This is a genomic window from Brevibacillus borstelensis, assembly GCF_036700025.1.
In the GTDB taxonomy this organism is placed as follows: domain Bacteria; phylum Bacillota; class Bacilli; order Brevibacillales; family Brevibacillaceae; genus Brevibacillus; species Brevibacillus borstelensis.
Genome location: NZ_CP144922.1, coordinates 93928 through 120800 on the forward strand (window position 1 = coordinate 93928; position 26873 = coordinate 120800).

Here is a 26873-nt window from a genome sequence, read left to right on the forward strand (position 1 = left end):
CACACCCCTTACATCATCCATGCATAATACAATGTTCCGGCCAATAGCAGCATGGATGCGACAAACAACCCGCCTATCCAGATGCCTGATGAACCGGACCCTGACGCCTTTTTTTGCTGAACTGCAGTCGTACGGCCTTGCACGATCGCCAGCATATCGCTTTTCATTTCTTCCGCTCCCGCGTACTGTCCGTGGAAAGCCTTGATGAGCGGAACCCGAAATGGGTAAAGGCTGTCGTTGTTCCGTATTATATCACAGAGCAGACTGGTTTGACGCGGCTCTGTTCGAGAACTCTTCCAAACTTCCGGGCTGCTTGCCAGACGGACGGTCATCACGGCCAGCGAGAAGAGATCATAGTCCGGCTCTGCGCGTCTGTCACCCGCGTGCCAGGCAGCCCGGTCATACTCCTCCGTAAATTGCCTGACCGCACAGCCATGTTTCGTAACCCCTCCAAAATCGATCAGCCTCACTTGACTGTCTGCACGGGTTACAATCACGTTTTCCGGCTTCAAGTCGCCGAAAACCCATCCTCTTTGATGGAGGACGGCCAGTCTGGCCAAAAGCTGGATGATCAAAACCGGCACCCAATCCGTTCCCGTGCGCTGGACGAACTGATCCAACTGCTCGCCATCGAGGTATTCCATCGCGTAAAAGGTGCATGACCGCCCGTCAATATAGAGGTCATCCACGTCGCAGAGGAGCGGAGCGACGGTTACCCGTGCATCCCGCCCCTGCTGAACGCTTTTTAGCGCATGAACTTCCATCAGAATATCCATGCCTTCCGCTCCGATTTTCACGGCTCGCCGAACCCCGTCCTGGGACACCAGATAGACCGCCCCGTTGGCACCACGCCCCAGCTCCCGCAGGACATGGTACGTTTTCTGATTCCATTTGCCGCGAAATTGGGGAGGCAGCTTGGGAATGGCGCGATTAAAAGACATGGTCTCTCAAACTGCCTTGGTCACCGTCTTCGAGCTCATTATGCCCGTAGCGATCGCGCAAGCCGGTTGGGAGCTTGACATGCTCAAACAGTGCAATCGCTTCGATAATCGCCGGTCCAGTCGGTGTAATCCCGCTCATCGTCAGTCCGGAAGTCAACTGATGAGCCTGATCCACCTCCTCAGTCCACGGGATGCGGACATCGAGGTGATTTTGTTTCCCAGGAAATGAACAAACAGCCATCCGGCTTTGTCCGCTTCTCGAACGAAGGCTGATGCTGAAGTCGTGGATGGCTTGCTGGACAGCAGCCAGCTTCGGCTTCATGCTTCCGGAGGAATCGACCAGCATCACTACATCGAGACGACTGCGTTCGCCCAGCTCGTCCACCATCCCGGCGACCTGGACTCTTTTCTCGGGAACCAATCCCTCCATGGCGGAATCGCCCAAAATCTCTTTCAATTCCTTGCTTACTACCTGGTGGATCGTCCGCGTCATAGCCTTGCGTGTCAACATCTGTACGGTTTGGGCCAACTGCTGGGGGTACACGATGTCAAACAGACCGCCGCCCGCTTCTGCTATTTCGCGAATTTCCTTCTCTCCCTGCTCGCCCATATCGCCTTTTTCAATCACGCCGATGACGTTTACCGTGATCCCCTGCTCCCTCGCCAGGGTCGCAGCCGCAACCGGACTAATGCCGGAGTTGGAGCAGCCGTCCGTCACCACCAAAATTTGTCGTAAGGTTGCTTCTTTCACTAGTCATCTCCCCATTCTGTCTTGCCTGTATTGGTAACCAGTATCGACAGTGCAAAGGGGAAACATACCAGAAGGATTGCCGCAGGCTTGTCAGAAGCCCGCTACAACCCTTCTTTTATCCATCATTTTATCTATCGTTCACTTCATCGTCACAGCTTGCTGATCACATGCTCCTGGATATACGCCCGGATATCCTCTCCGCTCTCCAGTGCCAGCGCTTGCTCGGCGACGGCTACCATCTCAGATGCGTCCAATTGCTTCAGAAGATGGCGGGTGCGCAGAATGGAGGTCGCGCTCATGCTGAACTCGTCCAGACCCAGGCCCAGCAGGATCGGTACCGCAAGCTCTTCTCCGGCCATTTCACCGCACATGCCTACCCATTTCCCTTCTTGATGAGCCGCTTTGATCACCTGGCGGATCAGTCTCAGGACAGCGGGATGAAAAGGATCGTACAAGTAGGAGACCTGCTCGTTCATCCGGTCGGCGGCCATCGTATACTGGATCAGATCGTTCGTGCCGATACTGAAGAAGTCGACCTCCTTGGCCAACTGGTCGGCGATCATGGCAGCCGCCGGAACCTCAATCATGATTCCCACTTCGAGATTCTCGTTAAACGGAATGTGGTTATTGCGCAAATCCGTTTTCACTTCGTCCAGCAACTGGTTTGCCCTGCGCAGTTCTCGCAGCGTCGCGATCATGGGGTACATGATTTTAATGCCCCCGTACGCACTCGCTCTGAGCAAGGCACGCAGCTGTGTCTTGAACAGCTCGGGACGGTCCAGACAAAGGCGGATGGCCCGATAGCCGAGAAACGGATTCAGCTCCTTTGGCATCTCCAAATAGGAAAGCTCCTTGTCCCCGCCAATATCCAGCGTCCTGATCACCACAGGCTTTTCGCCCATCGCCTGCGCAGCAGCTTTGTAAGCCTCAAACTGCTCCTCTTCTGTCGGAAACTGTGCTTTTCCCATGTACAAAAACTCGGTGCGGAACAACCCGATCGCCTCGGCTCCGTTTTGAAGCGCTTGCACGGCGTCCTGCGGATTGCCGATATTGGCAGCCAGTTCTACCCGCTTGCCGTCTTTCGTTATCGTCGCTTCCTTGACCAGACGGGCCCACATCTCTTTTTGCTCAGCGTAGGCCTTTTGCTTTTCCTCATACGTACGGATGACTGTCTCATCCGGCTGGATAAACACTTTTCCCTCCAGCCCGTCGACGATCACCGTATCCCCGGTCTGAACCTGCTCCGTGATCGCAGACAGCCCGACTACGGCCGGGATTTCCATCGTGCGAGCCATAATTGCCGAGTGAGACGTACGGCCTCCGATATTGGTCAAAAAGCCTTTCACCTTGTCGCGGTCAAGCTGTGCCGTATCGGATGGGGTCAGATCATGCACGACGAGAACGATCGGGCCGTCCAGGCTTGTATCCAACTGTTCAGAGATGCCTAGCAGCTTTCTCAGTACACGCTGGCTTACATCGCGAAGATCGGCTGCCCGCTCCCGCATGTACTCGTTATCCATGCTTTCGAATAACACGACAAAGCTGTCGCGAACGTCTTCCACAGCGGCTTCCGCATTCAGCCCCTCGCTCGCAATTTTCGCCTCAATTGCACTGATGAAGTCGGGGTCCTGCAAAAACATCTGGTGGGCTTCAAAAATGGCCGCTTCTTTCTCCCCGATGTCCTTGCGCGTCTTTTCCTTGATCAGCTCTAATTCTTGATGAGCCTCCTGTATGCTCCGTTGAAACCGTTCCACTTCTGCAGCTCTCTGTTCTTCACCGATGGTCCGGCGTTCATAGCGGATTTCTTCGCTGCCTTTGACCACCGCACGTCCGATGACGATTCCCGGAGCTGCCGCAATGCCCTGGATAACCATGTGATCGCCCCTTACTTATTCATGGACCGCTTCGAGCAGGCCTCCCAATTCCTCCATGGCTTGCTGCTCCCCTTCGCCATTGATTTCGAGCGTAATCTCGTCGCCTTTTGCCGCACCAAGCGTCATCAGACCCATAATGCTTTTTCCGTTTACCTTTTTCGTCCCTTTGATCACATTGATCTCGCAGGCGTAGGCTGTCGCCTTTTGGACGAACAGGGACGCAGGACGGGCATGCAGCCCGGTCGGATTTTTAATAGTAAAAGTTTGAGTCAACATCGTGATTCACTCCTTGTCCAGTTATTTGACTGCTTCTTTTTTCAAAAGATTGATCATCAGTGCCGTTACAATCGTACCGACCACAATCGACACTACGTACATTCCGGCATTGCCGATAACGGGGAGAACGAATATGCCCCCATGCGGTGCCGGCAGCGTGCACCCGAAGAACATCGACAGACCGCCAGCCACAGCCGAACCGGCCATCGTCGACGGAATGACGCGCGTCGGATCAGCCGCGGCAAACGGGATCGCTCCTTCGGTAATGAAGGATGCCCCCAAAACGTATGCGGTTTTCCCTGCTTGTCGTTCTTCGGCAGTAAATTTCTTCTTAAACAGCGTGGTTGCCAACGCCAATCCAAGTGGCGGTGTCATCCCTGCTGCCATGATCGCCGCATGCGGACCGAAGTTTCCTTCGGCAATCATGGCGATCCCGAACGTAAACGCCGCTTTGTTAAACGGCCCGCCCATATCGAAGGCCATCATCGCTCCGAGGATAACCCCGAGGATAACCGCATTTCCCTGGTTCATGTTCTTCAGCCAGTCGCTAAGACCCGTATTGATTGCCGCCAAAGGCTCGGAGATGACGTAGACCATGACCAGACCCGTCAGCAGTATCCCGAGCAGCGGATAAATCAGCATCGGCTTTAGCCCTTCCAAGGACTGAGGAAGTCCTGCAAACAGCTTTTTCAATCCGAGCACGATATACCCGGCAAGAAAACCGGCGATCAGTCCGCCCAAAAATCCGGCGCCGCTGGCAGCCGCCAGCATCCCGCCTACCATACCCGGCGCAAAGCCCGGACGGTCGGCGATGCTCTTGGCGATAAATCCGGCCAGGACGGGAATCATCAGTGCAAACGCCGTCCCGCTGCCGATGTCCATCAAAGCCTTGGCGAATGGATGGAAGGTAGGATCGTTCGGGTCAGACGCCTTGATTCCAAACATGAAGCTCAGCGCGATAATGATCCCGCCACCCACGACAAATGGCAGCATGTTGGACACGCCATTCATCAGGTGCTTGTAAAATGCGAATTGCTTTGCTCCCTTTTCTTCAGTGGATTCGGCGGATTCGCCATTCTGACCGCTGTTGCCCTCGAAGGTCCTTCCTTCTTGTTTGACTGCCCGATTCAACAGGGCTTCCGGTTGCCGGATCCCTTCGGCTACCGGCACTTCAATCACCACTTTGCCTTTGAACCGTTCCATCTCGACTTGCTTGTCGGCCGCGACGATAACGGCAGCGGCGTCCCGAATATCCTCCGGTGTGAGCTTGTTTTTAACTCCACCCGAGCCATTCGTCTCGACTTTGATGGGTATCCCCAATTCTCCGGCCTTTTTCTTCAGGGCATCGGCAGCCATATACGTATGCGCGATTCCGGTCGGACACGCTGTCACTGCGACCACCTTTGGCCGTGCCGGGAGCGAATCCCCGGTTTCGCCAGCGGGGATAGCATCTGGCGAAGCCCCCGCTTCGGCGCTGTGCACCGCAGCGTTTTCTGCTCCGGCTTGCCCTGTTGTCTGGCTGCCCGTTGATTCGTCCGCTGTTGTTCCGTCTGACCCCTGCGCGCTGTTGATCTCCCGCTCCTTGACGGCGATGATCTCCAGCACCTCTTCCTTTGAACCGGCCGCCATCAGCCGCTTGCGGAGGTCTTCATCCATCAGCATCTGGGAGAGCAGAGCCAGCGTTTCCAGGTGGGCCTGGTTGGCATTCTCCGTTGCCGCAATCATGAAAAACAGATGGGCTTTGGTTCCATCAAATGACTGAAAGTCGATTCCCTGTTTGGAAAAGCCAAACGCGATGCTGGGCGTCTTCACAGCCGCTGTCTTTGCATGCGGTATGGCAATGCCTTCGCCGATACCTGTCGAGCTGAGCGCTTCTCGGGCGAGAATAGCTTCTTTCATCCCGTCCCTGCTGTTCAATCGCCCCGCCTCATCCAGCTTGGCGATCAGCTCGTCCAGGACTTCTTCTTTTGTTGAAGCCGCAAGCGATAGGATAATGGTATCTTCTTTGAGCAAATCCCCAATGCGAATCTGATCAGACATATGTGACCCCCCTTATCATTCCACTCTGCTGATGGTTATCTTCGGAGAAAACGCTTTGATTTTCTCGTGTGTGCAAAATCCTTCCGACAAGGCTGTGGCGCTCCCCGCCGCCACGGCGAAGCGGAATGCGTCTTCCAGCTCCATGCCCTTTTCGTATGCGTACAAAAAGCCGGCTACCACAGAATCTCCGGCACCGATGGAATTAACCGGGTCCTGCTTCGGGATACGGGCCGCAAAAGCCGCCTTGCTGTTGACAAAGACAGCGCCCTGTTCCGCCATCGAGACGATGACGTTCCGGGCTCCCGCCTCAAGCGCCTTTTTTCCGTAAAAAATGGCGTCAGCCGGCGACAAAATGTTCACCCCGAACAATTCGCCCAGCTCGTGATGATTTGGCTTGATCAAAAATGGCCGCTCCGCCAAGCCGTCTGCCAGCGCTTTTCCGCTCGCGTCCAGAAAAATGCGGACACCCTTTGGTACCAGACGCTTCATGATGGCTTGATAGATGTCATTCGGAACCCCGCGTGGCACGCTGCCGGCCAGAACCAGGCAGTCTTCATCCGTCAGTTGGTCAAGCCGGCCGTGCAGCTTGGCCAGCGCTTCTGCAGGAATTTCCGGCGGAACTCCGCTAATATCGGTCTCGACATGGGCCTTGATTTTGATGTTTAGCCGAGATTCCTGTTCGATTTTGATCAACTCGTGCCGGATACCGTCCCGCTCCAGTTGATCAGCGATAAACGCTCCTGCGAAGCCTCCTACAAACCCCAGGGCCGTACTGTCCATTTCCAGATTGCGAAGCACCTTGGACACGTTGATGCCCTTGCCTCCCGCAACCTTCCTGTCCTTTTGTGCCTTGTGAATCTGTCCCTCTTCCCAAGAGTCAATCCAGACGTGATAGTCGATCGAAGGATTCAAGGTCACTGTATAAATCATGCTTTCACCACTTTTAGTTGTGTCAGTTTTGCGTATTCCCGCTGTTCCTCATCGGGCAAACCGTCATCAGTAATGACGGTGACGCGATCCATGTCCCCGACTTTGGCAAAAGTCACGCGGGAAAACTTGTTTGAATCGCACAGAACAAAGCACTCGTCCGCGTAGTGAAGCGCCAACTGCTTGACATACGCTTCATCCGGGTCGGGAGTGGTCAGTCCGTGCTTTTTATCGATCCCGTTCATGCCTAGAAAGCATTTGTCGAAACGGTATTGGCTGATCGTATTGACGGCATCTCGGCCCACCAGCGACAATGTAGCCGCTTTCATTTCACCGCCGAGCAAAATGGTCTTGATCTTCCGCTGGCTCAGTTGCAGCGCGATGTCGATTCCGTTTGTCACCACGATAATATTTTCATGAGGAATAAAAGCGAGCATCTGGTAAGTCGTTGTTCCCGCATCAATAAAAATAGAATCGCCTTCCTCGATCAGGCTTGCGGCATATTTGGCGATGGCCACCTTTTCTTTCTCGTGCTTTACCGCTTTTTCTTGAATGGAGGGTTCTTCGATCTTGCTTTGCAGCAAAGCCGCGCCTCCATGGACGCGCTTCAACAGGCGCTGTTCCTCCAGGTCGCTGAGATCCCGCCTCACCGTAGACTCCGATGCGCCGGTCATCTCCACCAGCTCAAGAATGCGGACAACACCCTTTTCCTTGAGTGCCTTCAAAATCATTTCATGACGTTCCGGGGTTAGCATGACAACCTCCTTTCCTCCGTAGCAGAAAAGAAAAAGCATGATGCTGTTACATCTCGATTATAATCCAAAAAACGATCATAAACAATCACAATTAATCATTACCAATCAGAAAACACAACGAAATCTGTCATGTTCTTTCAAAACAAACCACAAAAAAGGCAGCTTGCTCGAATCAGCAGCTACCTTATCTATTCCCTAGAACTCCTTAACTCACAATTCTCGGCCGCTCCAGCTTGGGCATCCCGTGTACCTGGATCGACGACCATTGCGGGACAAATCTGTCAATTCTCGCCACCAGCACAGTCATATCGTCGACGATCTGGCCGGAGTGCTGCCGGATCACGCGCTCCAGCAGCAGATCGGCTACTTCCTGGGGATCATTCGTCTGAAATTCGGAAAGGATCCGCTTCATCCAGGCCTGGCGATTTTCGATATGCCGTGGTGCCTCATAGATTCCGTCTGACATCATGATCAAAAGGTCGCCCGGCTTCAAGGTGCGGGAGACGACATCGACCTCGATATCCTCCAGAATGCCGACCGGCAGGTTGTTGGCCGTTATCGTGATGACATCTGATCCGCGCTTGACGAAGCTCGGTGTCGATCCAATCTTTATGAATCGGGTATGAGCCGTTTGCAGGTCAATCAAAGCCAGGTCTACCGTTGCAAACATTTCATCCGTGGAGCGAAGCGCCAAAACGGAGTTGACAGTCTTGATCGACAGCTTTTCATCGATGCCCGAACGAAGCAGTTGTTGCAGCATGTCCAGAGCGGACTGACTCTCCAGAAACGCCCGCTCGCCATTGCCCATTCCGTCGCTGATCGCAAGCGCCATCTTGCCATTCCCCAAGTCCATCGTCCGAAAGCTGTCTCCGGATAGAAGCTTCCCGTCTTTTGCGGCTCCCGCGATGCCGATGTCGACCTCGAACGTTTTTGCCGAAGCGAGGCACATCGTGCAGCTACCGTCCTTCTGCGCCTCACAGTGCCGCTCTTTCACCACGATGTTCTCGCCTAAAATTTCCGTCAGCATCGGCGCGACGATCTTGGCGCACTCGTCCCTTCCATAGCAGGTAGGCTGGCTGATCTCAATGTCAACCTTCCCTTCCTCCAAATTGTGGATCTCCACCCGCCGCACAGACAATCCCAATCCCTCCAGCGCCTGGGACACCTGTTTTTCCTGCAGGCTCAGCTCCATCCCTTCGCGCTGAATCTCACGGGCAAAATCGCTCATGACCCGCGATACTCCGGACAGTTGATCCGCCACCAGCTTGCGGCTTTCCTTCACTTGCTTTTTCAAAAGCTCAAACGCCAGCTGACGATCGTACTCCTGCTCCATGACGGTCATCACTTTTTCCGTTTTGACGCACTTTCTCTCCCAATCGCGCGGAGGGGTGACATGGGCGAGCGAGCCGGTCTCCTGCAGCTTGTCGATCATCCAGCGCATGCCTTGATAGATCGCCTCCGGATCCTTTTCCCAGCACTGCTCGCGCTTCCAGCATTTTTGGCAAGTAAACTCGGTCACCCGGCTCAAAAATGCATCGGCTTCTTCATCGCGTTCTTCCGTATCGGCGGCCGTCTGGGCAAAGCTGCGGGACAACTGGGTAAACAGCTCGGAGAACTGCTGGATCTTGCCAGCCGTCACATCGCGGACACGCCGCATGTACTCTTGATGGGATTGCAGATTTTCTGTTGTCCCCGGAATAAAGCGCGAGACGTTTTTCCATACGCTGGCCGGAGTCAGCAAGAACAAGATGATCGCAAGGCCGGTCTCAACCAGTGACAAATAGAGGGTTTCTTCCGCTCCGCCGTAAATGGCCAGGATGGCTGTACCGATCAATAATCCCGCAGATACGCCAACCTTGCCGCCTTCTTTCAACAGGCCCGCGAGCAGACCGGAAAAGGCGAGCAGATTGATTTGCATTAACGCGCCTACATTTGCCAGGCTGAGGATCAGGCCTGTTACCACCCCGACCGCGGCCCCGATCGTTCCTCCCCCGGCAAAAGCAAACAAGAGAAGCAAATACCGCGACAGGACGTGCTCCATGGAGAGGCCTTCAACTGTCCAGTTTACCGTGCCCGTCATCAATGAGGCGAGCAGGATCACCAGTGAGACGACCTCTTCGCTTTTCAGGGGCTCATACGGTTTTGCCAAATGGATGATGGACAAGGATTGGATAAAAATCAAGGTGAGGACAAAGCTCAGCACCGACTCTACCGCCACCATAACCAGCTTGTAGGTCGTTACCTGGTTGGTGATGGCGTCAAACAACAGGTGGCTGGCAAAAACCGTGATCAGGACAAACAGAGGAGTCCTGGAGAAGTCTTTGCGCCGCAGCCGCTCGCTCCATTTGCAAACAGCCAGTGCCAGCGCCACGCTCATGACGGCCTGCAAGCCCATCGGAACGGTATGGGTAAAGGCCCCGAAAACGAGAGCAACCCCACATGCGAGGATGCTATCCTTGCGTAGGTAGTACATGACCATAAAATACGGAACGATAAAGGGAGTCAATTCCTCCAGGATCAAAGCTCGTCCCAGTAAAAAACCCATCAGGAAGGGCAGCAGCTTCCATTTCTCGGCTGTTTCTGCAATGCGTTCTCCCCATGTTCCCGTTGCGGCATTCCATTGCTCCGAAACCCGCCTCGACCACATGTTGCCTGTACTGGTTACGTTTTTATTTATCATCATCTTGCTACACCACCCCGTTAACGTATTCAATGGTTCCCATTATACGGAGGCAGTGCTGTAAAATTTGTCAAAAAACCAAGGCGTATTCCTAAAATCGTGCGACAAAATCATTGACGCAATTGGCCCCATTAAACTTGGCTTCGACAAGCTTTTTGCCGAAGCCATGGGATGAATTGCTTTGGATAAAAAAAAGAACCGACGTTTTGGCGGTCTACGTCGGCTGACAGGTGATTCGCGCTTAGCGAAACGGGCTTGTCATTATAGATTCGTCATCGTTTTGAAATGCCCTTCCTCATTCTCTCGTCATTTTGCGCATTTTTGTAAATAAGAAAACTCGCAATACTCAGACATTATTGCAGGTCAACGGCCCCGCCCTCTCTTGTCCCTTTTCTTCCTGAGAGCTGTCTGACGGTCTTCACTTTCCTTGATAAACCTGTTGAGCTTGTCTTCAAATCCTTCTGCCCGATCACGCATATGTCGGGGAGACCTTTCTTTATCCTGCGCTTTTTTTATCGAAAGACCGATTTTTCCGTCACGGATATTCAGCACCTTGACGGTGACCTTGTCTCCAAGCTTGAGATGATCGTTAATGTCTTTTACGTAAGTGGACGCGATTTCACTGATGTGAACAAGCCCCGTTTCTCCACCGGGCAATTCTACGAAAGCACCGAATTTTGTGATGCCTGTCACTTTCCCTTCCAGTTTGCTCCCTACTTCGACTCCCATGGACGTGAAAGGCCTCCCTTTGGTGAAGATATCCCTGAACGTCTACTCCGGAATCACGTATATACTTTCGCCCGGCTTTGTATAAAAGAATTGCTTTCGTGCCAGCTCTGCGATGTAGTCCTGGTCGTATAGGCGGCTTGCCTTGTACGTCAGTTCCGCTTGCTCAGCCTGAACGGCGTTCATTTCCTGCTTGAGAGCTTCGAGTTCAGCTTTCTTTCCGGCCAGATCCTCGCTTTGCACATAAAGCGTATAGCCGGCCCAAACAAACAGGCAGAGGACGAAGAAGAGAACAAGGCGGATTCTCCGCTTTTGTCCCTTTCGATTATTCACTTGAGGGGGGGATACGGTTCGCATGTTTGCCACCTCGATTGCTGTTACTTCTGCTTCTTCCCGAATAACCATTTCTTCCAATGACTCCGAAACCCTGCCCATTTCCCGAGCATATTTTTCCCCAATTGCTGACCCCATCTGGCAAAAGGAGACGTAAGCGTGCGAATGATCTTCCATCCATAGCCGAAAATGGTCGTCACAATTGTCAGCAGAAAAGTGACCAGCATGAAAACCAATTTATACAAAAGCAATACAGGGCGGACGATTAACGTATTGATTATTGCTACTATGGTTCGATATAACCACCGTATGAATTTTATCACGGCGTGAAGAAATTGCACATACTTCTTACTGCCTATGACAAAATACACCCATGCTCCGAGAAGCATGCCGATGAAGATGGGCAATCTGACAATCCCGTCATTTACCCGGACGAGGACCCAAAAGACGACACCCATGCTGCCTACCCAGAACAAAATGTCGAGAAAGAAGGTCACCCAAGCCGGAAGCCTGCCCTTTCCTGTGAATACGTGATACGTATCATACCCCATCCCCATTAAAGCCCCACAAACCGACATGGCCAGAACCGTTTGCAACTGAACCGCGATACTCACTTGAATAACTTCCCGAAGAATCCTCTCGACCGGTCTGTAGCCTGCCCTTGCTCCAGATAAGCCATTTCGTGTACCAAGCCCTCAATCGCCACTTCACCGGTCTCCAGGCTCAGGTTCTTCATATGCAGGTTCTGTCCACGTATGGTTAAAAAGCCGCCTTCCGTTTCCAAAAGAAACTCTTCACTATCAAAGCTCTCGACGTTCTTCACACCGGAAATCGCCAAACTTCGGCGATTGATCATTACGACTTCGTGACGTGGCCGCTTCACGTGGTCGTTCATCGTTTTCGCCCTCCTCACGGTACCTCGTTCTTGTACCATAAATATGGAGGGGGATGTCCTTTTAGAACAACAAGCCTTCACGATTGTCGAGCTTCTTTCCCGGGACAAGAAAAAAAGAGGGGTATCCTCCGGGCCTCTGCCGAAGGATACTCCCCTTCCAGATGATTGTATTGCTGCATGAAGAGCCGGTTGCATCGATGCGGCCCTGTCATGTTGGAGGTTTTATTTAAATACTGCGTAGCTGCCGTTGTTGTAGGAAATCTTGTACTGCAACTGATCCAGCACAAAACGGAGCGGAACGACTGGCACGTTGTTTCTCGCTTGCACCGCTACCGGCAAGGTAACGGCTTTTCCATTGACCGTCGCAACGTTGGAGCCTACCTTGAATTGAATCGTTTTGCCATTGCCCACGATCTTGGCGGTGGCATTGGTATACGTGGTCGAGACACCCAGACCGTCACGGAAGAACGGCGCCGGCATCAAGGTGTGGCCATTTACTGCAAATGGCGCTGCCGGCAGGGCAATTTTCTTGCCGTTTTTCATGAATGAACCGACGCTCGCCTGGAAGGTCACGGAATTCGGCGGTACGACATTTACCGGGCGGGCAAACAGCAGACCCGGCTCTTCGGAAGAATACACGCCAATGCTGTAGACTCCTCCTGCAGCCGGCGTGGCTATTCCGGCCGTCTCCAGCAGATTGATGTTCACGCCAGATCTCGCAGGGATGTCCTGCGACGGAACGATGATCAGGTTTTGCCCGCGAACGCCGACAAACGCTGCCGCTACGCCGTTAACCGTTACCGTCTGTGGAGCGATGTACGCCGGCACACGGAAACCGACCGGCAAGACGATCTCGACAAAATCCCTGTTCCTGACCAGCGGAACGCCGAGCGATCGGATCGCCACCTGCATGCCAGTGACCGCTTGCGGAGTCGTTTTGCTCAAGGTCAGCGTAGCTGTGCTGTTGTCGACTGGCACCGGCGTTACCGGATTCGTCGGATTTGTAGGATTTGTCGGATTGGTGATCGGAGCCCCGGAGATTTCAAAGCTTTCCGAGTAGTATTTTCTTCCGTCAACAGTCACGACAATCTCATAAGAGCCCGGCGTATTCGGGTTGCGCAGGAAAGCATCGTAGCCAAACTCGATATTCAGCTTGCTGCTGCTGCCAAAACCGCTTGGCGTACGGAACGATACCCGGCTGCCGTTGACGCCGAGCGACATGACCTCTGAGCCGTTTACTTTCACGTTCAGGTTGGACAAGACCGGCGGGACCATCTCTGCTCGAGGGAAGTCGACCGTAACGAGCGTATTGGCATACACCTTTTCGTTCAGGCTGACGTCAAAGCTGTAGCCGGTGCGCGCTCCTACTCCCTTGTCCGAAAGCTTAACATCAAACGCTTTCTTCTTGCCGCCCTTTACTTCAAAGGTTTTGGACTCATAATCCCTGTCGTTGTAAGAAACCTTGTACGTGTACTTGCTGCCTGCGGAGGACGGGTTTCTGATTTCAGCCGAAGAGGAAAACTCCAGCTTGATATAGTCGTCACCGTCTGCCCCTTTCGGAATCTCGATTCTGATCGAGTCGCTGTCAGTAATCCGTACGTCATCCGCCTTCGATCCGTTTACCTTCACATCGGAGTTGTCGATCTTTTTGGGCAGCATGTCCTTGTCGGGAAAATCGACGTAGATGTATTTGCCCTTTTTCAATTTGTCCGACTTGGACAGGCTGAATTTACCCAGCGTGATCGAAGTGGTTGCGCCTTCCTCGTAGTTGCCCTGGCTTACGTCAAAATCCTTGGAGCTGCCCTTGGAGGAAGAGCTTTTGCCGATCGTGATGTCTTCGTCGTCGTAGCTTTCCCGGTTTGTTTTGACCTTGATCGCATAATCGCCTTTTTTCGACGGGTTGACGACCCTGTCGATGTAGAGAATAAGCCCGGTGTCCGCTTTTATTTTTTCATCGACCGTTATTTTTATTTCTCTGGAACCTACGTCGACCTTATCGATGTCGACCTTGCTCTTGTCGTCATCCTTTAGGGTGACGTCGGATTCCCTCACTTTTTTCAGCGAGTACCCCGAAGGAAATGAAACGGTAATCGTGTCTCCTCTTTTCAAATCCTTCTCGATTTCAAATTCAATTGTATATTCGGTTTCTTCATCCGTATCTGTATTGTCGGCGGATACATCGTCCACGGACAGTGCATAAGCCGCCATCGGGCTCATGGCTAACGGTGCTGTCAATACCGTGGCTGCCATCAGCGCAGCCAGACCTTTTTTTGCGCTTTTGTGCATCACAAACGCCTCCTTTTCCATGCAACTCTCTCCATCATAGGAAAAGGCTAGGGAAAAATCGTTACAAACAGGTAACGATTTGTTAACCGGCGTCTCCTGTTCGCTTCCCGCAAGGTGCGGCATGGTTCGGTAAAAAAGCAGTATGCCCGATATGCCCATTGCCAGGCAGCGACATGGCCTCAGCACCAAAGTAAAGAAAAAAGACTGCACACTTTCGCAGTCTTTTCGTGATCCTGGCATTTGTGGGATCAGCTCTCGTTTCTGCTAGCCCATGCCCTTTAACCATGAGAGCAATGCCCAGCGCCTTTCTGTCCGTCTCTTGTACTTGGGCAACCCCCGGTATACGTCTACGGCTTCCCTGTATGCCTGCTTTGCCTTTTCCTTTTGCTTCAGGTCTTCGTAGAGCTTGCCGAGCTTGTAATACACCTCAGCCGATGACTTGTGCATGCCAGCCAGCTCTTCCAGATAGGAGAGCGCTTTTTCCGGCCGGTTCTCCTTGGCAAAAGCCTCCCCCAAACGCAAATACGGCTCGCCGTATTTTACCCGCGGATTCAGCTTTAGAGCTTGCAGCAGAGTCTCTTCCCCTTCCGCGATCCGTCCTGTTTTCAACAAGCACGCACCCCGCTCGCTGATGTACTCCGCCGACTCCTGCATCACTTGTGATATTTGATCCAGATAGTCCAGCGCCTCTTTGTACTCCCCTTTTTCCATCAAAAGGCGAGCTGCCTCCATCTTGGCAGATGAGTCATGCGGGTTCAGCTGGAGCGTCCGCTTGAGAGCTGCCAGGCGCCGATTCCGCCGAAACGGCTTGGTGACATCCGGAAAAAGCCGGACAAAGCGCATATCCAGTACATAGAGAACGATCAGGATGATCAGAATTGCCACGAACGGGTTTCCCGTTATCCACCACAGCAAAGAAAACAGCATCACTTTTCCCACGGTCTCATTCCTTTGCGTCTCAGATACTCTTTCTATCTACTAAACTATACGAAGTTTGCAAATAGGTTGTCAAATCATGGCAAAAAAGAGGACGACCTTCAGCCAGGTGTCCTCTTTTCCGATTCAAGAGAGCCGGGCTTTGGCCCGCTATCCCTTCAAATATTCGTTTTCTTCTTTTTCGTCACGCGGCACCGGTACTTCGCCGATTACGGAGTAGAGCGTAGCCGCCTCTTCCTTCCGCGGATTTTCCTTGATGTCTTCCACCTTTACCACCACGATCTTCTGTCCGAAGCGGATAGCCAGCTTGTCGCCGATTTTTACCGAGCTGGATGCCTTGGCCGGGCGGTCATTGATCTCCACACGCCCCTGGTCGCACACGTCTTTAGCCAGTGTCCGCCGTTTGATCAATCTCGATACCTTGAGGTATTTGTCCAGTCTCATTTCTATTTCTCCCCTCGTCCCATGCGTTTTGCTTCCTCCCACCACTTATCCATCTCTTCGAGGCTGGTGTCGTCGAAGCTGCGTCCCGCTTCTTGCAGCTTTTTCTCGATGTAGGCAAAACGGCTGGTAAATTTCCGGTTGGTCAGGGCCAGCGCTTCTTCCGGATCAAGCCCGAGGAAACGGGCCAGATTGACGACCGCAAACAACAGATCGCCCAGTTCACCGGCGCGCTCTTCTTCCGGCGCTGTCCGCAGCTCCTGATATTCCTCTTCGATCTTTTTGTACACATCGGCGACATCGTCCCAATCAAAGCCGACCTGAGCTGCTTTCTTCTGCAGCTTGTAGGCGTACATCAGAGCAGGCAAATCACGGGGGATGCCGGCCAGCTTGGACTGTCGGTCCGGATCGATCCCTTTTGCCGCTTTTTCCTGTGCCTTGATTTCCTGCCAGTTGGCCAACGCCTCTCCGGCATCATCGGCGCTCTTGTCGCCAAAGACGTGCGGATGGCGGCGAATCAGCTTCTGGTTTAGGCCGGCCACGACGTCATCTACCGTGAAATACCCCTCTTCGGCAGCCATCTGCGAATGGAGCATGATTTGCATCAAAAGGTCGCCCAGCTCCTCGCACATGGCGTCCGGGTCTTCATCGTCAATCGTTTCCAAGACCTCGTAAGTCTCCTCGATCAAATTCTTGCGGATACTTTGGTGGGTCTGCTCCCGATCCCAGGGGCAGCCCTCTGGACTGCGCAGCGTGGCGACAATGTCCTTGAGGAAAGAGAATTGCCGGTACAATACGGCTTCATCCTTGGCCTGCGGTACGTAGACCAGCGTCAAATTGCCGAAGTGATCGAGCCGGTCGAGCTCGTACAGCGGCACCGTATCGATCCGCTCCATGTCTTTGACGCCTACAGCCGTCGCTACCGTCACCGGATACTCGTCCGGCAGCACCTCCATCAGCGTAAGCTTGACCTCGGAGGCAACCAGCTTATCGTACACCTGTGCAATGATCGTATGTAGGCCGGGGTGCACCTGACCGACTTGCAGAGCCGTACCATCCAGCAGGGCGAATCCCTCGATCGGATCGATGCGCAGCCGGGCGAACAGCGGGTCCAGAAAGCTCTGTCCGCCCCCAACCTCGATTTGAACGCCGCGGCCAGGCCCCTCTTGCAGCAGCAGTTGAACCGTACGCTCCGCGACCAGCGGATGCCCGGGAACCGCATACACGACCTCTTTTTCCTCGACCGCTTTGGCCAGCAGTGTTTCGGCAATCTCTGCATATACCCGGTCAAAGCTGCCGTGCCGCTCGTATATATCGTCAAATGCGGTGTACGCAACCTCTCCCGCCAGCTCCGCTAAAACAGGGTGCTCACTGGTCCGTACATACAAGTGGCCGGCTTCTTTAAGCGTGCGATACAGGCCGTACGGCAGCTGGTCGAGATCGCCTGCGCCGAGGCCAACAACGGTAATCGTACCTTTTGGATTCATCAAGGCGCGTAGCCTCCTTCTTTCAAGTGAACTATTTGCGCAAAAGCTTGAGACGAACGAGCAAAGAGGCGATGCGCTCACCCTTTGGCAAGAAGCGGATGTCGGCCTGCGTCAGACCGCCTGTTTTGAGCAAAGCGACGAGATAGACTGCACCGCCCGCCGCTACGGCAACCAGGCCGACAATTGTATGGAGTATCCGATTGGATCCGACAACGCCCTCCAGCAGGAACAGCATTCCCCACTCCACGACTAGCACGACAACGGCCATCGCCAAGACCGATAAAAACGGTCTCCACGCGATCCGCTTAAGTCCGATCCGGGCTCCGGTATATTTCCGCACAGCCAGCACATTCAGTCCCATCGCAACGAAATACGCCAGCACGGTCGCGGCAGCGGCTCCGGAGATGCCCCAAAGCGGCACCAATGCCAGGTTGAGGACCAGCTTGACCATCACGCCGATAAACAGGTTGCGGGCCGGTCTCATGACTCGCCCGAGCCCTTGCAGGATGCCCGCGCTGGCAATGCTCAAGGTAGCAAACAGGATCGTAAAGGATTGAATCGCCAGGGCCTGGGTGCCTTTATCGTCACCGTACAGCATGACGTTGATCGGTTCGGCCAGCAGTGCCAGACCGAAGGACGCCGGCAGACCGAGCAAAAAAGTCAGGCGGATGGCGACTTCCGACCTTCCCGCAATGACCCGCTGCTGCCGCTGGGCGACAGCTTCACTGATCGCCGGGACAAGCGCGAGCGACAGCGAGGTGGCAAAAAACGTTCCGAATTGAATCAGCGGCTGGCTGCGGTCGAATGCCCCTTTTAAAAGCTTGGCCCCATCTTCATGCATGCCGCTCCACTGCAGCATATTGACGACGGTCAGCGAATCGACCAGGGGAACCAGCGGAAGCACCAATGCCCCCAGGCAAATCGGCAAAGCGTAATAGAGCAAGCTCCGAATCACCTGACGGTTGGACCAGCCTGATCGGCTGGACTGATCCTCACCGGCCACGGATAACGGTCCCGTCTGCTTGTCCTTTTTCCAGTACCACAGCAGAACGAGAACGGCTGTAACCGCTCCGGGAAACGCCGCAAATACAGCGCCTGTTCCGGCCAGATACGCGTCCTGGTATGCATTCATCGCCCAGAATGCCGCGATCAGGATAAAGATGACCCGGACCAGCTGCTCCATCACTTGGGACACGCCGGTTGGCATCATGTTTTGATGTCCTTGAAAATAACCGCGCAAAATAGCTACCATCGGTACGAGCGGAAGCGACCAGGCTACGGCCCGCAGCGGTTGTGTCAAATGCTCATCACCCATGAACCGCGCGATCAGACCCGCTCCCCCGTATAGCAACGCAAAGAAAAACAGACCGAGAATCACCAGTGTGATACTGGCTACGCGAAACGCCTTGCGCGCTCCCGCCGCATCACCGACAGCGATGCGCTCGGAGACTATTTTGGAAATGGCAATCGGAAAGCCCGCAGTAGCTAAAATCAACAAGGTCGTATATAACGGGTACACCTGCATATACACATACAAGCCGATGTCCCCGGCAATGTTTTGGTACGGAATCCGGTACACCGCACCCAGCAGCTTGGAGACGAGACCAGCCGCTCCCAAAATCGCGGCGCCTTTCACAAATTGTACGGATGCCTTTTCTTGAGCCATGTGTGTGAACGTTCCCCTCTCCAAACACAAACTGCGTACATTATACCACAACCATCTCTCCACAAAAAAATCGCCATGCACCCGGGCCCTTTGCGGGATCAGGCCTGTATGAACCCTCATTCTCGGTGCTGAAAACACCCGCACGCGCATAGAAAAAACAGCCCCGCATCGAGGCTGTTTGGGTCAGGCTATTGCTCCATTTGCTTGGCCAGGAAACCTGCTGCGGTTTCTGCCATTTTTGTTTCCAGATCGCCCATTTTCGTCGTCTCGCTTTTGGTGAGGAGAATGACCGACCCGATCGGGTCGCCGCCAGCTACGATCGGGGAAACCACGAAGGAACCGTAGTTCTCGCTGTAATCGCGACAGATTTCGTAAGTACCCGCGTTTTTCTCCAGGCGCGTTTTTCTTTCCTCCAGGCATTTCTCCACAATGCTGCCAATTGCTTTCTCCATGTACTCCTTCTTGGATGCACCCGATACAGCAATGACGCTGTCGCGATCGGAAATCAGCACGGTATGGTTCAAGCTCTCATACAGAGAGTCCGCATATTCCTTGGCGAAATCACCCAGCTCGCCGATCGGGGAGTACTTTTTCAGGATGACTTCCCCGTCGCGATCCACGAAAATCTCAAGCGGATCACCTTCACGAATGCGCAGTGTACGGCGAATTTCCTTTGGTATCACGACCCGACCGAGGTCGTCAATTCGACGAACAATACCAGTTGCTTTCATGTCATGTTGCCTCGCTTTCCTGAGAAGTGGGTTGTGACTAAGTTGGTGGTTAGCTGTATTTTTTCCTCAGATTCTCATTTTAACTACGGACCATCGGCTGCAACATTTTCCAGCTTGTTTCTGTACTCTCCCCCGGGCGGTAGCGAGTGACTATAGTATTCACCCGGACTTCAAATATATGCGAGAAAACGAAAAAACAGGGAACCCTGGGGTCCCCTGTTTTGCCGATTAAGACGCTGGTTTTGGCTGTGGAATATTGTACTTCGTAATCAGCTTGTCCAGCTCTTCTTTGTTAAATTTGTCGTACTCCTGCTCCAGCATTTTATTCTGCAGCTCAGGCTTCATTTCCTCGAATGTTCTTTCCTTGCGCCTTTCCACTTTCATGATGTGGTAGCCGTAAGAAGTCTTGACCGGGTCACTGATCTGGTTGAGCGGCAGCTTCAGTGCCGCTTCTTTGAACTCCGGCACCCACTGGCTTACATCGGCGTTTTCGTACAGACCGCCGGTTTCCTGGCTGCCTGGGTCGTCCGTGTTTTCCTTCGCCAGCTTCGCAAAGTCCTCACCCTTTTTCAGGCGGGCCAAGAGGTCGTTGGCCACTTTCAAGGCTTCCTCCTGGTTGTTGTTGTGCTTTTCAAAGGAAACCAGAATGTGACGGACGGAGGCAACGGTAATGGATTCTTTGTCCAAGCCTTCGTATTCCTTCTTCAGCTTGGCGTCATCAATGCCTTTTCTCAGCACGGCCATGGAATTGTTAATCAATGCCATTTGCTTGACGACTGTGTCCTTGTCGATTGCTTCTTTTTCCATCAGCTTGGCAAACTTGGACTCGTCTTTGCCGAGCAATCCCAAGTACTGTCCTTTGAGATTTTCAAAGGTCTTTTCCGCAAGCTCTTGAGACTCTTTTTCTATCGCCGCATCTGCCCGGGAAGCGAGAATCTTCGTAGCCGTATACTCACGGGCAAAGATTTTCAGCGACTCCTGATCGGCGCTTTCGATCATAGCCCCTTGCATCGGGTTCAAGAAATTGATCACACGCAGGAACGTCTCGAATTCTTGCGCAGTCAACTCTCCACCCTGATACTCCACAATAGCGGTTTTGGGATCAACCGAATATGGCAGCGTCAGTTTTTTAAACTGGTCGAGCACATCATCAGACTGGGATGCCTGTTCACCGTTGTTCGCAGGTTGCTGTGTTTGATCAGCCGGCTTCGCTGCGGAATCCTTTTCCGCTGCTGAGCCACACCCGGTCAACAGAGATACAGCCAGTACCGCTGATGACAATAAAGCAACAGATCGTTTCATTTTGGTTCTCCCTTCTCAAGGAAGCCCGTCACCATCAGGAAACGGGTCTTTCCGTATTGGTGTCTTTACGCACCAAATGAAATTGTCGGAGCAGCTTTTCGACGAGCTGTATGCCCTCGTCTTCTCGTAACCCCTTTACTTTAACAGTTATGGTGATCTGTTGTCCACCCGACAAGCCTACCCGTCTGCTCCAATTGCTGGCAAGAGCGAACAACGCACCGCCGTCGATGTTGTTGTTCTGGCTTGGGTGAAAGACCAGTTTGATCTCGTCCGGATTTTTCTGGCTGATCTCGGTAATCCGATGCTCCAGGGCATATACCCGCAGCCGGGAGATGGTGAGCAGGTTCTCAACCGGCTTGGTTAACGGTCCAAAACGGTCCAACAGTTCTTCCGCCAAATCATCCACATCCTCCAGTGACGATACGGCGACAAATTTTTTGTACATCTCGATTTTTTGCCGGCTGTCGGTAATGTACATGGACGGGAGATAGGCATCGATTTGCAGGTTGATCTCCACCGGAGAAGCCGCTTCCTGCTTCACTTCCCCTTTCAGCTCATCGATTGCGTCTTTCAGCATCTGACTGTACAGGTCAAACCCGACAGAGTTGATAAAGCCATGCTGCTCGGCCCCGAGCAGATTCCCCGCACCGCGAATGGACAGGTCGCGCATGGCAATTTTGAAACCGGAGCCCAATTCGGTAAATTCCTTGATGGCCTGCAGACGCTTTTCCGCCACCTCTGTCAGCACCTTATCCCGCTGGTAGGTGAAGTACGCGTAGGCGATCCGGTTGGAACGTCCGACACGTCCGCGAAGCTGGTACAACTGGGACAGACCCATCTTGTCCGCATTGTGAATAATCAGCGTGTTCACATTGGGGATGTCCACCCCTGTTTCAATAATCGTCGTACTTACCAGCACATCGTAGTTGCCTTCCAAAAAGTCGAGGATGACCGTTTCCAGCTCGCTTTCGTTCATCTGTCCGTGAGCTACCGCGATACGCGCATCGGGAACCAGCATGGAAATTTGCTCGGCCATCTGCTCGATCCCCTGGACCTGATTGTAGAGGAAAAATACTTGTCCGCCCCGGGCCATTTCCCGCTCGATCGCTTCCCGAACAAGCGCCGGGCTGTACTCCATGACATAGGTCTGTACCGGAAAGCGATTTTCCGGAGGTGTTTCGATGACAGACAAGTCGCGCACACCGAGCATCGACATGTGCAAAGTCCGCGGGATCGGTGTGGCCGTCAATGTCAGAACATCGACATTGGTCTTCATCTGCTTCAGCTTTTCTTTGTGGCTGACCCCAAAACGCTGTTCCTCGTCGACGATCAGCATGCCCAGCTCGCGGAACTGAATGTCCTTGGACAAGAGGCGATGCGTCCCGATGACGACATCGACCGTACCTTCCTTCAGCCCTTTCATCGTCGCGTTTTGTTCCTTGCGGGAACGGAACCGGCTCAATACCTCCACCCGTATCGGGTAGTCGGCAAAGCGTTCGCGGAAGGTTTCGTAATGCTGCTGAGCGAGGATCGTTGTAGGAACCAGCACGGCGACCTGCTTGCCGTCCATGACTGCCTTGAAGGCTGCACGAATGGCCACCTCTGTCTTTCCGTAGCCGACGTCTCCACAGACCAGACGATCCATCGGACGCCTTTTCTCCATGTCGGACTTGACCTCGGCAATGGCCCGAAGCTGGTCAGGCGTCTCCTGGTACGGAAACATTGCTTCAAACTCGCGCTGTTCCGCAGTATCGCGGGAAAAGGCATGGCCGACCGCTGCTTCGCGCGCGGCATACAACTTGATCAAATCCTCGGCGATGTCTTTTACGGATGACTGTACCTTTGTTTTGACGCGCTTCCATTCGCTGCCGCCCAGGCTGTAAATCTTCGGCTGGCTTTCCTCGCTGGCGACGTATTTTTGAACATGGTCAATCTGCTCGATCGGAACAAACAGACTGTCGCCGCCCGCGTATTGAATATGAAGGTAATCTTTATGAATTCCGAGTATTTCTTTCGTTTCTATCCCTAAATACTTTCCGATCCCGTGATTGACATGAACGACGTAGTCTCCCGGTTTCAGCTCCAGGTAGTTTTTGATCCGCTCCGCGTTGGTGATCGCCTTTTGCACCTTGCGCGCTTTCCGCTGCTTGGCAGTAAAGACCTCGCCCTCCGTGATGACGACCAGCTTGTTTAACGGAAGCTCAAAGCCCGTTTGCAGATTCCCCAAAATAATGGTCGGCCTGCCCGGCGGAACGGTTTCCACCTCATCCGTCAGCAGATCGGCTTCCATCTCGTAATCGTGCAGCACACGCTCCAGCCGCTTTGCCCGCTCCAGATCGGCAGCCACGAACACGATCTGGTCCTGCGACTTTTTCCAACGGGTCAGCTCTGTTTTCAGAACATTCATTTGCCCATGGAAATTTTGCATGGTGCGGCAGGTCAGGTTGACGATGTTTTGCGGCTGGGTCTTGGGGGACTGACGCAGAAACAGCGACAGATACACAATTTGGCGCTTCTTGGAGGCGACGGTCTCGTCATACGAACGGGACAAGGTCAAATTCGCCATGAACTCCCCTTCGGCAATTCGGCCAGTCAGCCACTCTCCTTCTTCCTTTTGCAGTTGTGCAGCTGTATCCAGCACACGCGACGGTTCGTCCACGATCAACAGCGTGTCGGACGGCATGTAGGAAAGCAGCGTATCGTTCGCCGGATAAATAACGGAGATGTACGAGTACAGATGGGCAAAGCGCTGTCCCTGCTTCAGGCGCTCAACGTCTCCGCCGATGTATTCCACCACTTTTTCTTTTGCAGCCCCATCCTTCAGCTTGGCGACAGTCTCTCCCAGCTTCTGCTCCAGGCGGACAGCCGATTCCTGCAGCAGTGCTGTGGAGGCGATCATTTCTTTCGCCGGGCCGATGGTATAGGATTGGATCGATTCCAGCGAGCGCTGTGTAGCCATATCAAAGGTACGGATCGAATCGATGTCCACATCAAACAGCTCGATTCTCACCGGCCATTCCGAATCGATCGGGTACAGGTCGATAATTCCGCCGCGCACGCTTAACTCGCCTTTTCTCTCCACCATGTCCACTCGCTCATATCCGAGCTCGATGCATCGGAGCAAAAAGGCGTCAATGTCCAATTCTTCTCCTACGTTCAGTTCGATTTGCGCTTCCTTCCAGACATGAGGCGGAACAGCAAGACGGCGCAAACCGGCAAACGGCGCAACCAAAAAACCCGTAAAGCCTTTGGCCAAACGGTTGCATACATGAATGCGCTGTGCCAGGATATCGGGACTCGCGATCGCCAGCTCCGATCCGATCAACTCGTTTCCAGGGTAGAGCAAGACGTCATCTGGAGGAACGAGCTCGATCAAATCCTCGTACACCTTTTGCGCCTGAAACATGTTATGGGTAATGACGCAGACGGGACGGTCGCTCATTTGCTTCAAGGCGACCATTAGCGCTTGTCGCGCAGAGCCAGCCAGTCCGGAAACGAGCTGCTCGTGCAGCCCTCTTTCCAGACCAGCGACGATTGTCCCGACATTGGCGTCCTGTTTCATCGGGTTAATGATGACTTGCATTCACTAGTCCCCTCTCAGGTTTTTCTGTGTCGAAAATCTGGTTTCGCCAAAATCGGCAGTGCATTGGATTTTCCTTTTGCGGGCGGTCGGCGAGGCAGATCAGATGCTGACCATGCCGCCACCAGTCGACCATGCGAAAAGAAGCCTTAGCTCATCAAGCCAAGGCCTTGTATTTGCAAGCCTTCGAAAGCGTTTCCCCTTTATTGAAGCGGGTTGCCAACAAGTGATAGCTCCGGGTTTAATTGCAGCGCGTCGCGGCAATACCCGCACGTGATGCTCACAACCGTGTCTCCCCCTAGTTCTTTGGATATTATAAGAGCACGCTCTTCTGCGGTCAAGGAGTTCAACCCCAGTTGTTCTTCCGTCACTCTGGTTTCGTCAAATTCCGCAATCCTCGCTCCACAGCAGCGGCACTCGTAACGAATGCTCATTCACGCATACCCCCCAGTCATTCCTAGGCTTAGTATGACCGGGGGAGTGGAGAAACATACTAACGTGTCAACTCTTGTAGAACAGGCGAGAAAAGCCTTGCCTACCCTTGTTTTTTGGAGACGTTGTACTGGTTCATCACTTTTACAAACGGTTCTTTTGTCCACATCGCCGCTGCCGCAGCAGCCAGATCTGCAGCTTCATCGATCAAGGGGCGCTCTGCCGTAGAAAACGGATGAAGGACATAATCGCTGACGCTCCGTCCCGGCTCCGGACGACCGATGCCGATTTTGATTCGTTTAAACTCTTGTGTACCCATATGCAAAATCAACGATTTGATTCCGTTGTGGCCGCCGGCGCTGCCTTTTTCCCGCAAGCGGAGTTGTCCGGGCGGCAGGTCCAGATCGTCGTAAATAACGACGACATCTTCCGGAGTGAGCTTGTAAAATTTCAAGATTTCCGCGATGGATTCGCCGGAGAGATTCATGTACGTCTGCGGCTTTACCAGGAGCACCTTTTCCCCTTCGATCCGTCCCTCGCCGATGAGTGCGCGGAACTTGTTTTGCACGACGGGAATGCCCCATTTGTCATTAATCTTATCTATGGCGATGAAACCGGCATTATGTCTTGTATCTTCATATTTTTTGCCGGGGTTGCCCAGTCCGACGATCACTTTCACGCTTGTTCCCTCCTCGTTCTTCTCTTCATTGTACTAAATCATAGGGCGGAACAAAAGGAACGGGGGTGCCTTTTCATTTGCGCTTTGGCCGGGACTTTGGGGGGAGGAGATGAAAAAGGGAGAAAAATGCTCGGGTTCGGTGGGACACGTGCATGGGGTCGGCCTGTCCGGCTTTCTTTCCCAAGCGGAACCGCGTCCAAAAGCAGCCTGTTCGGGGATGTTTCTCAGAGTTGGACGCGAAAAACGGTTCCGCTTGGAAAAGAAAGCCTGGGAGGTGTCCCAAAGACCCTCGCTTTTTTCTCCCTTTTTCATCTCTACGGCTATTCCTTTTACCGGAGCTTTATTAGCAAATTCAAAGGAGAAATAGAAGGATAGGAAAAGAAAACAAACCTTCAATCCCACTGCACAAGCGGGTCGAAGGCTTGTTTTCTTTGTTCATTGTTCACCGGTAATTTTTCATTATTCGTTGTTCTATACTTTCTTCGCTTCCTCGGTCTGGGCCTTGGCATCCTCAGAGACCGCTTCGGCAGCCTGCTCGGCGTCGATCGATTCATCTGATTTTGCTTTCACAGGCAGGACACTGATGACGACTTCCATCTCGTCCAATGCCAGATCGACTGTCGCAGGAATATCCAGGTCTTTTACGAGGACGACATCTCCGATCTGCAGTCCGTCGACATTGACTGTGAACGATTCGGGGATGTCGCCGGGGAGGCAGGATACCTCCACGCTGTGGCGCACCAGGGTAGCGACGCCCAGCTCGGGATCTCCCGTCATCAGAATCGGTACGCTCGTATGCACCTTTTCATTCATATTGATTTGCTTGAAGTCGGCGTGCAGGATGTTTCCCATCACAGGATGGCGCTGCAGCTCGTAAACCATCACGGTATGCTTGTTTCCGTTTATGACCAGTGTAAACGGTTTGTTTGTCGTCTGCTGGCGAAGGGCTTGGTCGAGGACACGTCCTTCTACCTGAATCGACAGGTTGGGGGTTTCCGAACCGTAGATCACCGCAGGAATCCATCCCTTTCGCCGCAATTCATTGTTCGTCTTCGCGGTCTCTCCCTTGCGACGGATCATCGCCTGAATTGCTTCCACAAAAAAACCTCCTCTGGCAGCTAGATTAGAAGTTTCT

General features: G+C 53.3%; 23 protein-coding genes. All 23 read right to left on the bottom strand.

Annotated elements, in window-relative coordinates; all coding sequences use genetic code 11:
• Nucleotides 1-8 precede the first annotated feature (8 nt).
• Nucleotides 9-941, bottom strand: a complete 933-nt coding sequence (locus V5G20_RS00480; protein WP_051925626.1) for a serine/threonine protein kinase — start codon at nucleotides 939-941, stop codon at nucleotides 9-11.
• Entirely contained in the window at nucleotides 931-1692 is a 762-nt protein-coding gene (locus V5G20_RS00485) for a VWA domain-containing protein (protein ID WP_003390253.1), read from the bottom strand. The genes V5G20_RS00480 and V5G20_RS00485 overlap by 11 nt, the downstream gene beginning before the upstream one ends.
• A 149-nt stretch (nucleotides 1693-1841) precedes the next feature.
• Nucleotides 1842-3566: a phosphoenolpyruvate--protein phosphotransferase gene (ptsP, locus tag V5G20_RS00490; RefSeq protein ID WP_024983365.1), complete on the bottom strand. Its 1725-nt coding sequence runs from the start codon at nucleotides 3564-3566 to the stop codon at nucleotides 1842-1844.
• A gap of 15 nt (nucleotides 3567-3581) precedes the next feature.
• Nucleotides 3582-3842 carry an HPr family phosphocarrier protein gene (locus V5G20_RS00495; RefSeq protein ID WP_003390251.1) on the bottom strand — a complete coding sequence of 87 codons (261 nt, stop codon included), beginning with the start codon at nucleotides 3840-3842 and terminating at the stop codon, nucleotides 3582-3584.
• 21 nt (nucleotides 3843-3863) lie between these two features.
• Entirely contained in the window at nucleotides 3864-5882 is a 2019-nt protein-coding gene (locus V5G20_RS00500) for a PTS fructose transporter subunit IIABC (protein ID WP_024983366.1), read from the bottom strand.
• Nucleotides 5883-5897: 15 nt separating this feature from the next.
• On the bottom strand, nucleotides 5898-6812 hold the full coding sequence (gene pfkB, locus V5G20_RS00505) for a 1-phosphofructokinase (RefSeq protein ID WP_003390248.1): 915 nt from the start codon (nucleotides 6810-6812) through the stop codon (nucleotides 5898-5900).
• Complete coding sequence (locus tag V5G20_RS00510) at nucleotides 6809-7564, bottom strand: DeoR/GlpR family DNA-binding transcription regulator (RefSeq protein ID WP_024983368.1); 756 nt, start codon at nucleotides 7562-7564, stop codon at nucleotides 6809-6811. Before V5G20_RS00510 ends, pfkB begins: the two co-directional genes overlap by 4 nt.
• Nucleotides 7565-7769: 205 nt before the next feature.
• Nucleotides 7770-10247 (bottom strand): stage II sporulation protein E, encoded by a 2478-nt coding sequence (gene spoIIE, locus V5G20_RS00515; protein ID WP_003390246.1) that lies wholly within the window; start codon nucleotides 10245-10247, stop codon nucleotides 7770-7772.
• Between the two features lie 360 nt (nucleotides 10248-10607).
• On the bottom strand, nucleotides 10608-10973 hold the full coding sequence (locus V5G20_RS00520) for a S1 RNA-binding domain-containing protein (RefSeq protein WP_003390245.1): 366 nt from the start codon (nucleotides 10971-10973) through the stop codon (nucleotides 10608-10610).
• 42 nt (nucleotides 10974-11015) lie between these two features.
• Nucleotides 11016-11327 carry an FtsB family cell division protein gene (locus V5G20_RS00525; RefSeq protein WP_024983369.1) on the bottom strand — a complete coding sequence of 104 codons (312 nt, stop codon included), beginning with the start codon at nucleotides 11325-11327 and terminating at the stop codon, nucleotides 11016-11018.
• A gap of 20 nt (nucleotides 11328-11347) precedes the next feature.
• Nucleotides 11348-11917 carry a spore cortex biosynthesis protein YabQ gene (gene yabQ, locus V5G20_RS00530; protein ID WP_338462957.1) on the bottom strand — a complete coding sequence of 190 codons (570 nt, stop codon included), beginning with the start codon at nucleotides 11915-11917 and terminating at the stop codon, nucleotides 11348-11350.
• Nucleotides 11914-12198 carry a sporulation protein YabP gene (gene yabP, locus V5G20_RS00535; protein ID WP_003390242.1) on the bottom strand — a complete coding sequence of 95 codons (285 nt, stop codon included), beginning with the start codon at nucleotides 12196-12198 and terminating at the stop codon, nucleotides 11914-11916. Before yabP ends, yabQ begins: the two co-directional genes overlap by 4 nt.
• Before the next feature lie 222 nt (nucleotides 12199-12420).
• On the bottom strand, nucleotides 12421-14484 hold the full coding sequence (locus V5G20_RS00540; protein WP_024983370.1) for a copper amine oxidase N-terminal domain-containing protein: 2064 nt from the start codon (nucleotides 14482-14484) through the stop codon (nucleotides 12421-12423).
• A gap of 264 nt (nucleotides 14485-14748) precedes the next feature.
• Complete coding sequence (locus V5G20_RS00545) at nucleotides 14749-15423, bottom strand: tetratricopeptide repeat protein (protein WP_003390240.1); 675 nt, start codon at nucleotides 15421-15423, stop codon at nucleotides 14749-14751.
• 147 nt (nucleotides 15424-15570) lie between these two features.
• A complete protein-coding gene (locus V5G20_RS00550) occupies nucleotides 15571-15864 on the bottom strand; it encodes an RNA-binding S4 domain-containing protein (RefSeq protein WP_003390239.1) in 294 nt (97 codons plus the stop codon).
• Between the two features lie 2 nt (nucleotides 15865-15866).
• Nucleotides 15867-17348, bottom strand: a complete 1482-nt coding sequence (gene mazG, locus V5G20_RS00555; protein WP_338463447.1) for a nucleoside triphosphate pyrophosphohydrolase — start codon at nucleotides 17346-17348, stop codon at nucleotides 15867-15869.
• A 31-nt stretch (nucleotides 17349-17379) separates the two neighbouring features.
• Nucleotides 17380-19014, bottom strand: a complete 1635-nt coding sequence (locus V5G20_RS00560) for a putative polysaccharide biosynthesis protein (RefSeq protein ID WP_003390236.1) — start codon at nucleotides 19012-19014, stop codon at nucleotides 17380-17382.
• Between the two features lie 188 nt (nucleotides 19015-19202).
• Nucleotides 19203-19745, bottom strand: a complete 543-nt coding sequence (gene spoVT, locus V5G20_RS00565) for a stage V sporulation protein T (RefSeq protein WP_003390235.1) — start codon at nucleotides 19743-19745, stop codon at nucleotides 19203-19205.
• Nucleotides 19746-19973: 228 nt separating this feature from the next.
• Nucleotides 19974-21047: a peptidylprolyl isomerase gene (locus tag V5G20_RS00570; RefSeq protein ID WP_338462963.1), complete on the bottom strand. Its 1074-nt coding sequence runs from the start codon at nucleotides 21045-21047 to the stop codon at nucleotides 19974-19976.
• Nucleotides 21048-21081: 34 nt separating this feature from the next.
• On the bottom strand, nucleotides 21082-24630 hold the full coding sequence (gene mfd / locus V5G20_RS00575) for a transcription-repair coupling factor (protein WP_039070468.1): 3549 nt from the start codon (nucleotides 24628-24630) through the stop codon (nucleotides 21082-21084).
• Between the two features lie 200 nt (nucleotides 24631-24830).
• Nucleotides 24831-25061 carry an anti-sigma-F factor Fin gene (locus tag V5G20_RS00580; protein WP_003390232.1) on the bottom strand — a complete coding sequence of 77 codons (231 nt, stop codon included), beginning with the start codon at nucleotides 25059-25061 and terminating at the stop codon, nucleotides 24831-24833.
• A 101-nt stretch (nucleotides 25062-25162) separates the two neighbouring features.
• The gene (gene pth, locus V5G20_RS00585) at nucleotides 25163-25738 is read right to left on the bottom strand and encodes an aminoacyl-tRNA hydrolase (protein ID WP_003390231.1); all 576 of its coding nucleotides are present in this window, start codon (nucleotides 25736-25738) and stop codon (nucleotides 25163-25165) included.
• 471 nt (nucleotides 25739-26209) lie between these two features.
• Nucleotides 26210-26836: a 50S ribosomal protein L25 gene (locus V5G20_RS00590; protein WP_024983377.1), complete on the bottom strand. Its 627-nt coding sequence runs from the start codon at nucleotides 26834-26836 to the stop codon at nucleotides 26210-26212.
• Nucleotides 26837-26873: the final 37 nt, after the last annotated feature.

Excerpts from the sequence above, each read along its gene's own strand:
- ptsP (WP_024983365.1), bottom strand. The coding sequence starts at position 3,566 with ATGGTTATCCAGGGCATTGCGGCAGCTCCGGGAATCGTCATCGGACGT.
- V5G20_RS00540 (WP_024983370.1), bottom strand. The coding sequence starts at position 14,484 with ATGCACAAAAGCGCAAAAAAAGGTCTGGCTGCGCTGATGGCAGCCACG.
- V5G20_RS00480 (WP_051925626.1), bottom strand. The coding sequence starts at position 941 with ATGTCTTTTAATCGCGCCATTCCCAAGCTGCCTCCCCAATTTCGCGGC.
- mazG (WP_338463447.1), bottom strand. The coding sequence starts at position 17,348 with ATGAATCCAAAAGGTACGATTACCGTTGTTGGCCTCGGCGCAGGCGAT.
- V5G20_RS00570 (WP_338462963.1), bottom strand. The coding sequence starts at position 21,047 with ATGAAACGATCTGTTGCTTTATTGTCATCAGCGGTACTGGCTGTATCT.
- V5G20_RS00525 (WP_024983369.1), bottom strand. The coding sequence starts at position 11,327 with ATGCGAACCGTATCCCCCCCTCAAGTGAATAATCGAAAGGGACAAAAG.
- pfkB (WP_003390248.1), bottom strand. The coding sequence starts at position 6,812 with ATGATTTATACAGTGACCTTGAATCCTTCGATCGACTATCACGTCTGG.
- V5G20_RS00500 (WP_024983366.1), bottom strand. The coding sequence starts at position 5,882 with ATGTCTGATCAGATTCGCATTGGGGATTTGCTCAAAGAAGATACCATT.
- V5G20_RS00560 (WP_003390236.1), bottom strand. The coding sequence starts at position 19,014 with ATGGCTCAAGAAAAGGCATCCGTACAATTTGTGAAAGGCGCCGCGATT.
- spoVT (WP_003390235.1), bottom strand. The coding sequence starts at position 19,745 with ATGAAAGCAACTGGTATTGTTCGTCGAATTGACGACCTCGGTCGGGTC.
- spoIIE (WP_003390246.1), bottom strand. The coding sequence starts at position 10,247 with ATGATGATAAATAAAAACGTAACCAGTACAGGCAACATGTGGTCGAGG.
- V5G20_RS00520 (WP_003390245.1), bottom strand. The coding sequence starts at position 10,973 with ATGGGAGTCGAAGTAGGGAGCAAACTGGAAGGGAAAGTGACAGGCATC.
- yabP (WP_003390242.1), bottom strand. The coding sequence starts at position 12,198 with ATGAACGACCACGTGAAGCGGCCACGTCACGAAGTCGTAATGATCAAT.
- V5G20_RS00510 (WP_024983368.1), bottom strand. The coding sequence starts at position 7,564 with ATGCTAACCCCGGAACGTCATGAAATGATTTTGAAGGCACTCAAGGAA.
- V5G20_RS00550 (WP_003390239.1), bottom strand. The coding sequence starts at position 15,864 with ATGAGACTGGACAAATACCTCAAGGTATCGAGATTGATCAAACGGCGG.
- V5G20_RS00580 (WP_003390232.1), bottom strand. The coding sequence starts at position 25,061 with ATGAGCATTCGTTACGAGTGCCGCTGCTGTGGAGCGAGGATTGCGGAA.
- V5G20_RS00495 (WP_003390251.1), bottom strand. The coding sequence starts at position 3,842 with ATGTTGACTCAAACTTTTACTATTAAAAATCCGACCGGGCTGCATGCC.
- mfd (WP_039070468.1), bottom strand. The coding sequence starts at position 24,630 with ATGCAAGTCATCATTAACCCGATGAAACAGGACGCCAATGTCGGGACA.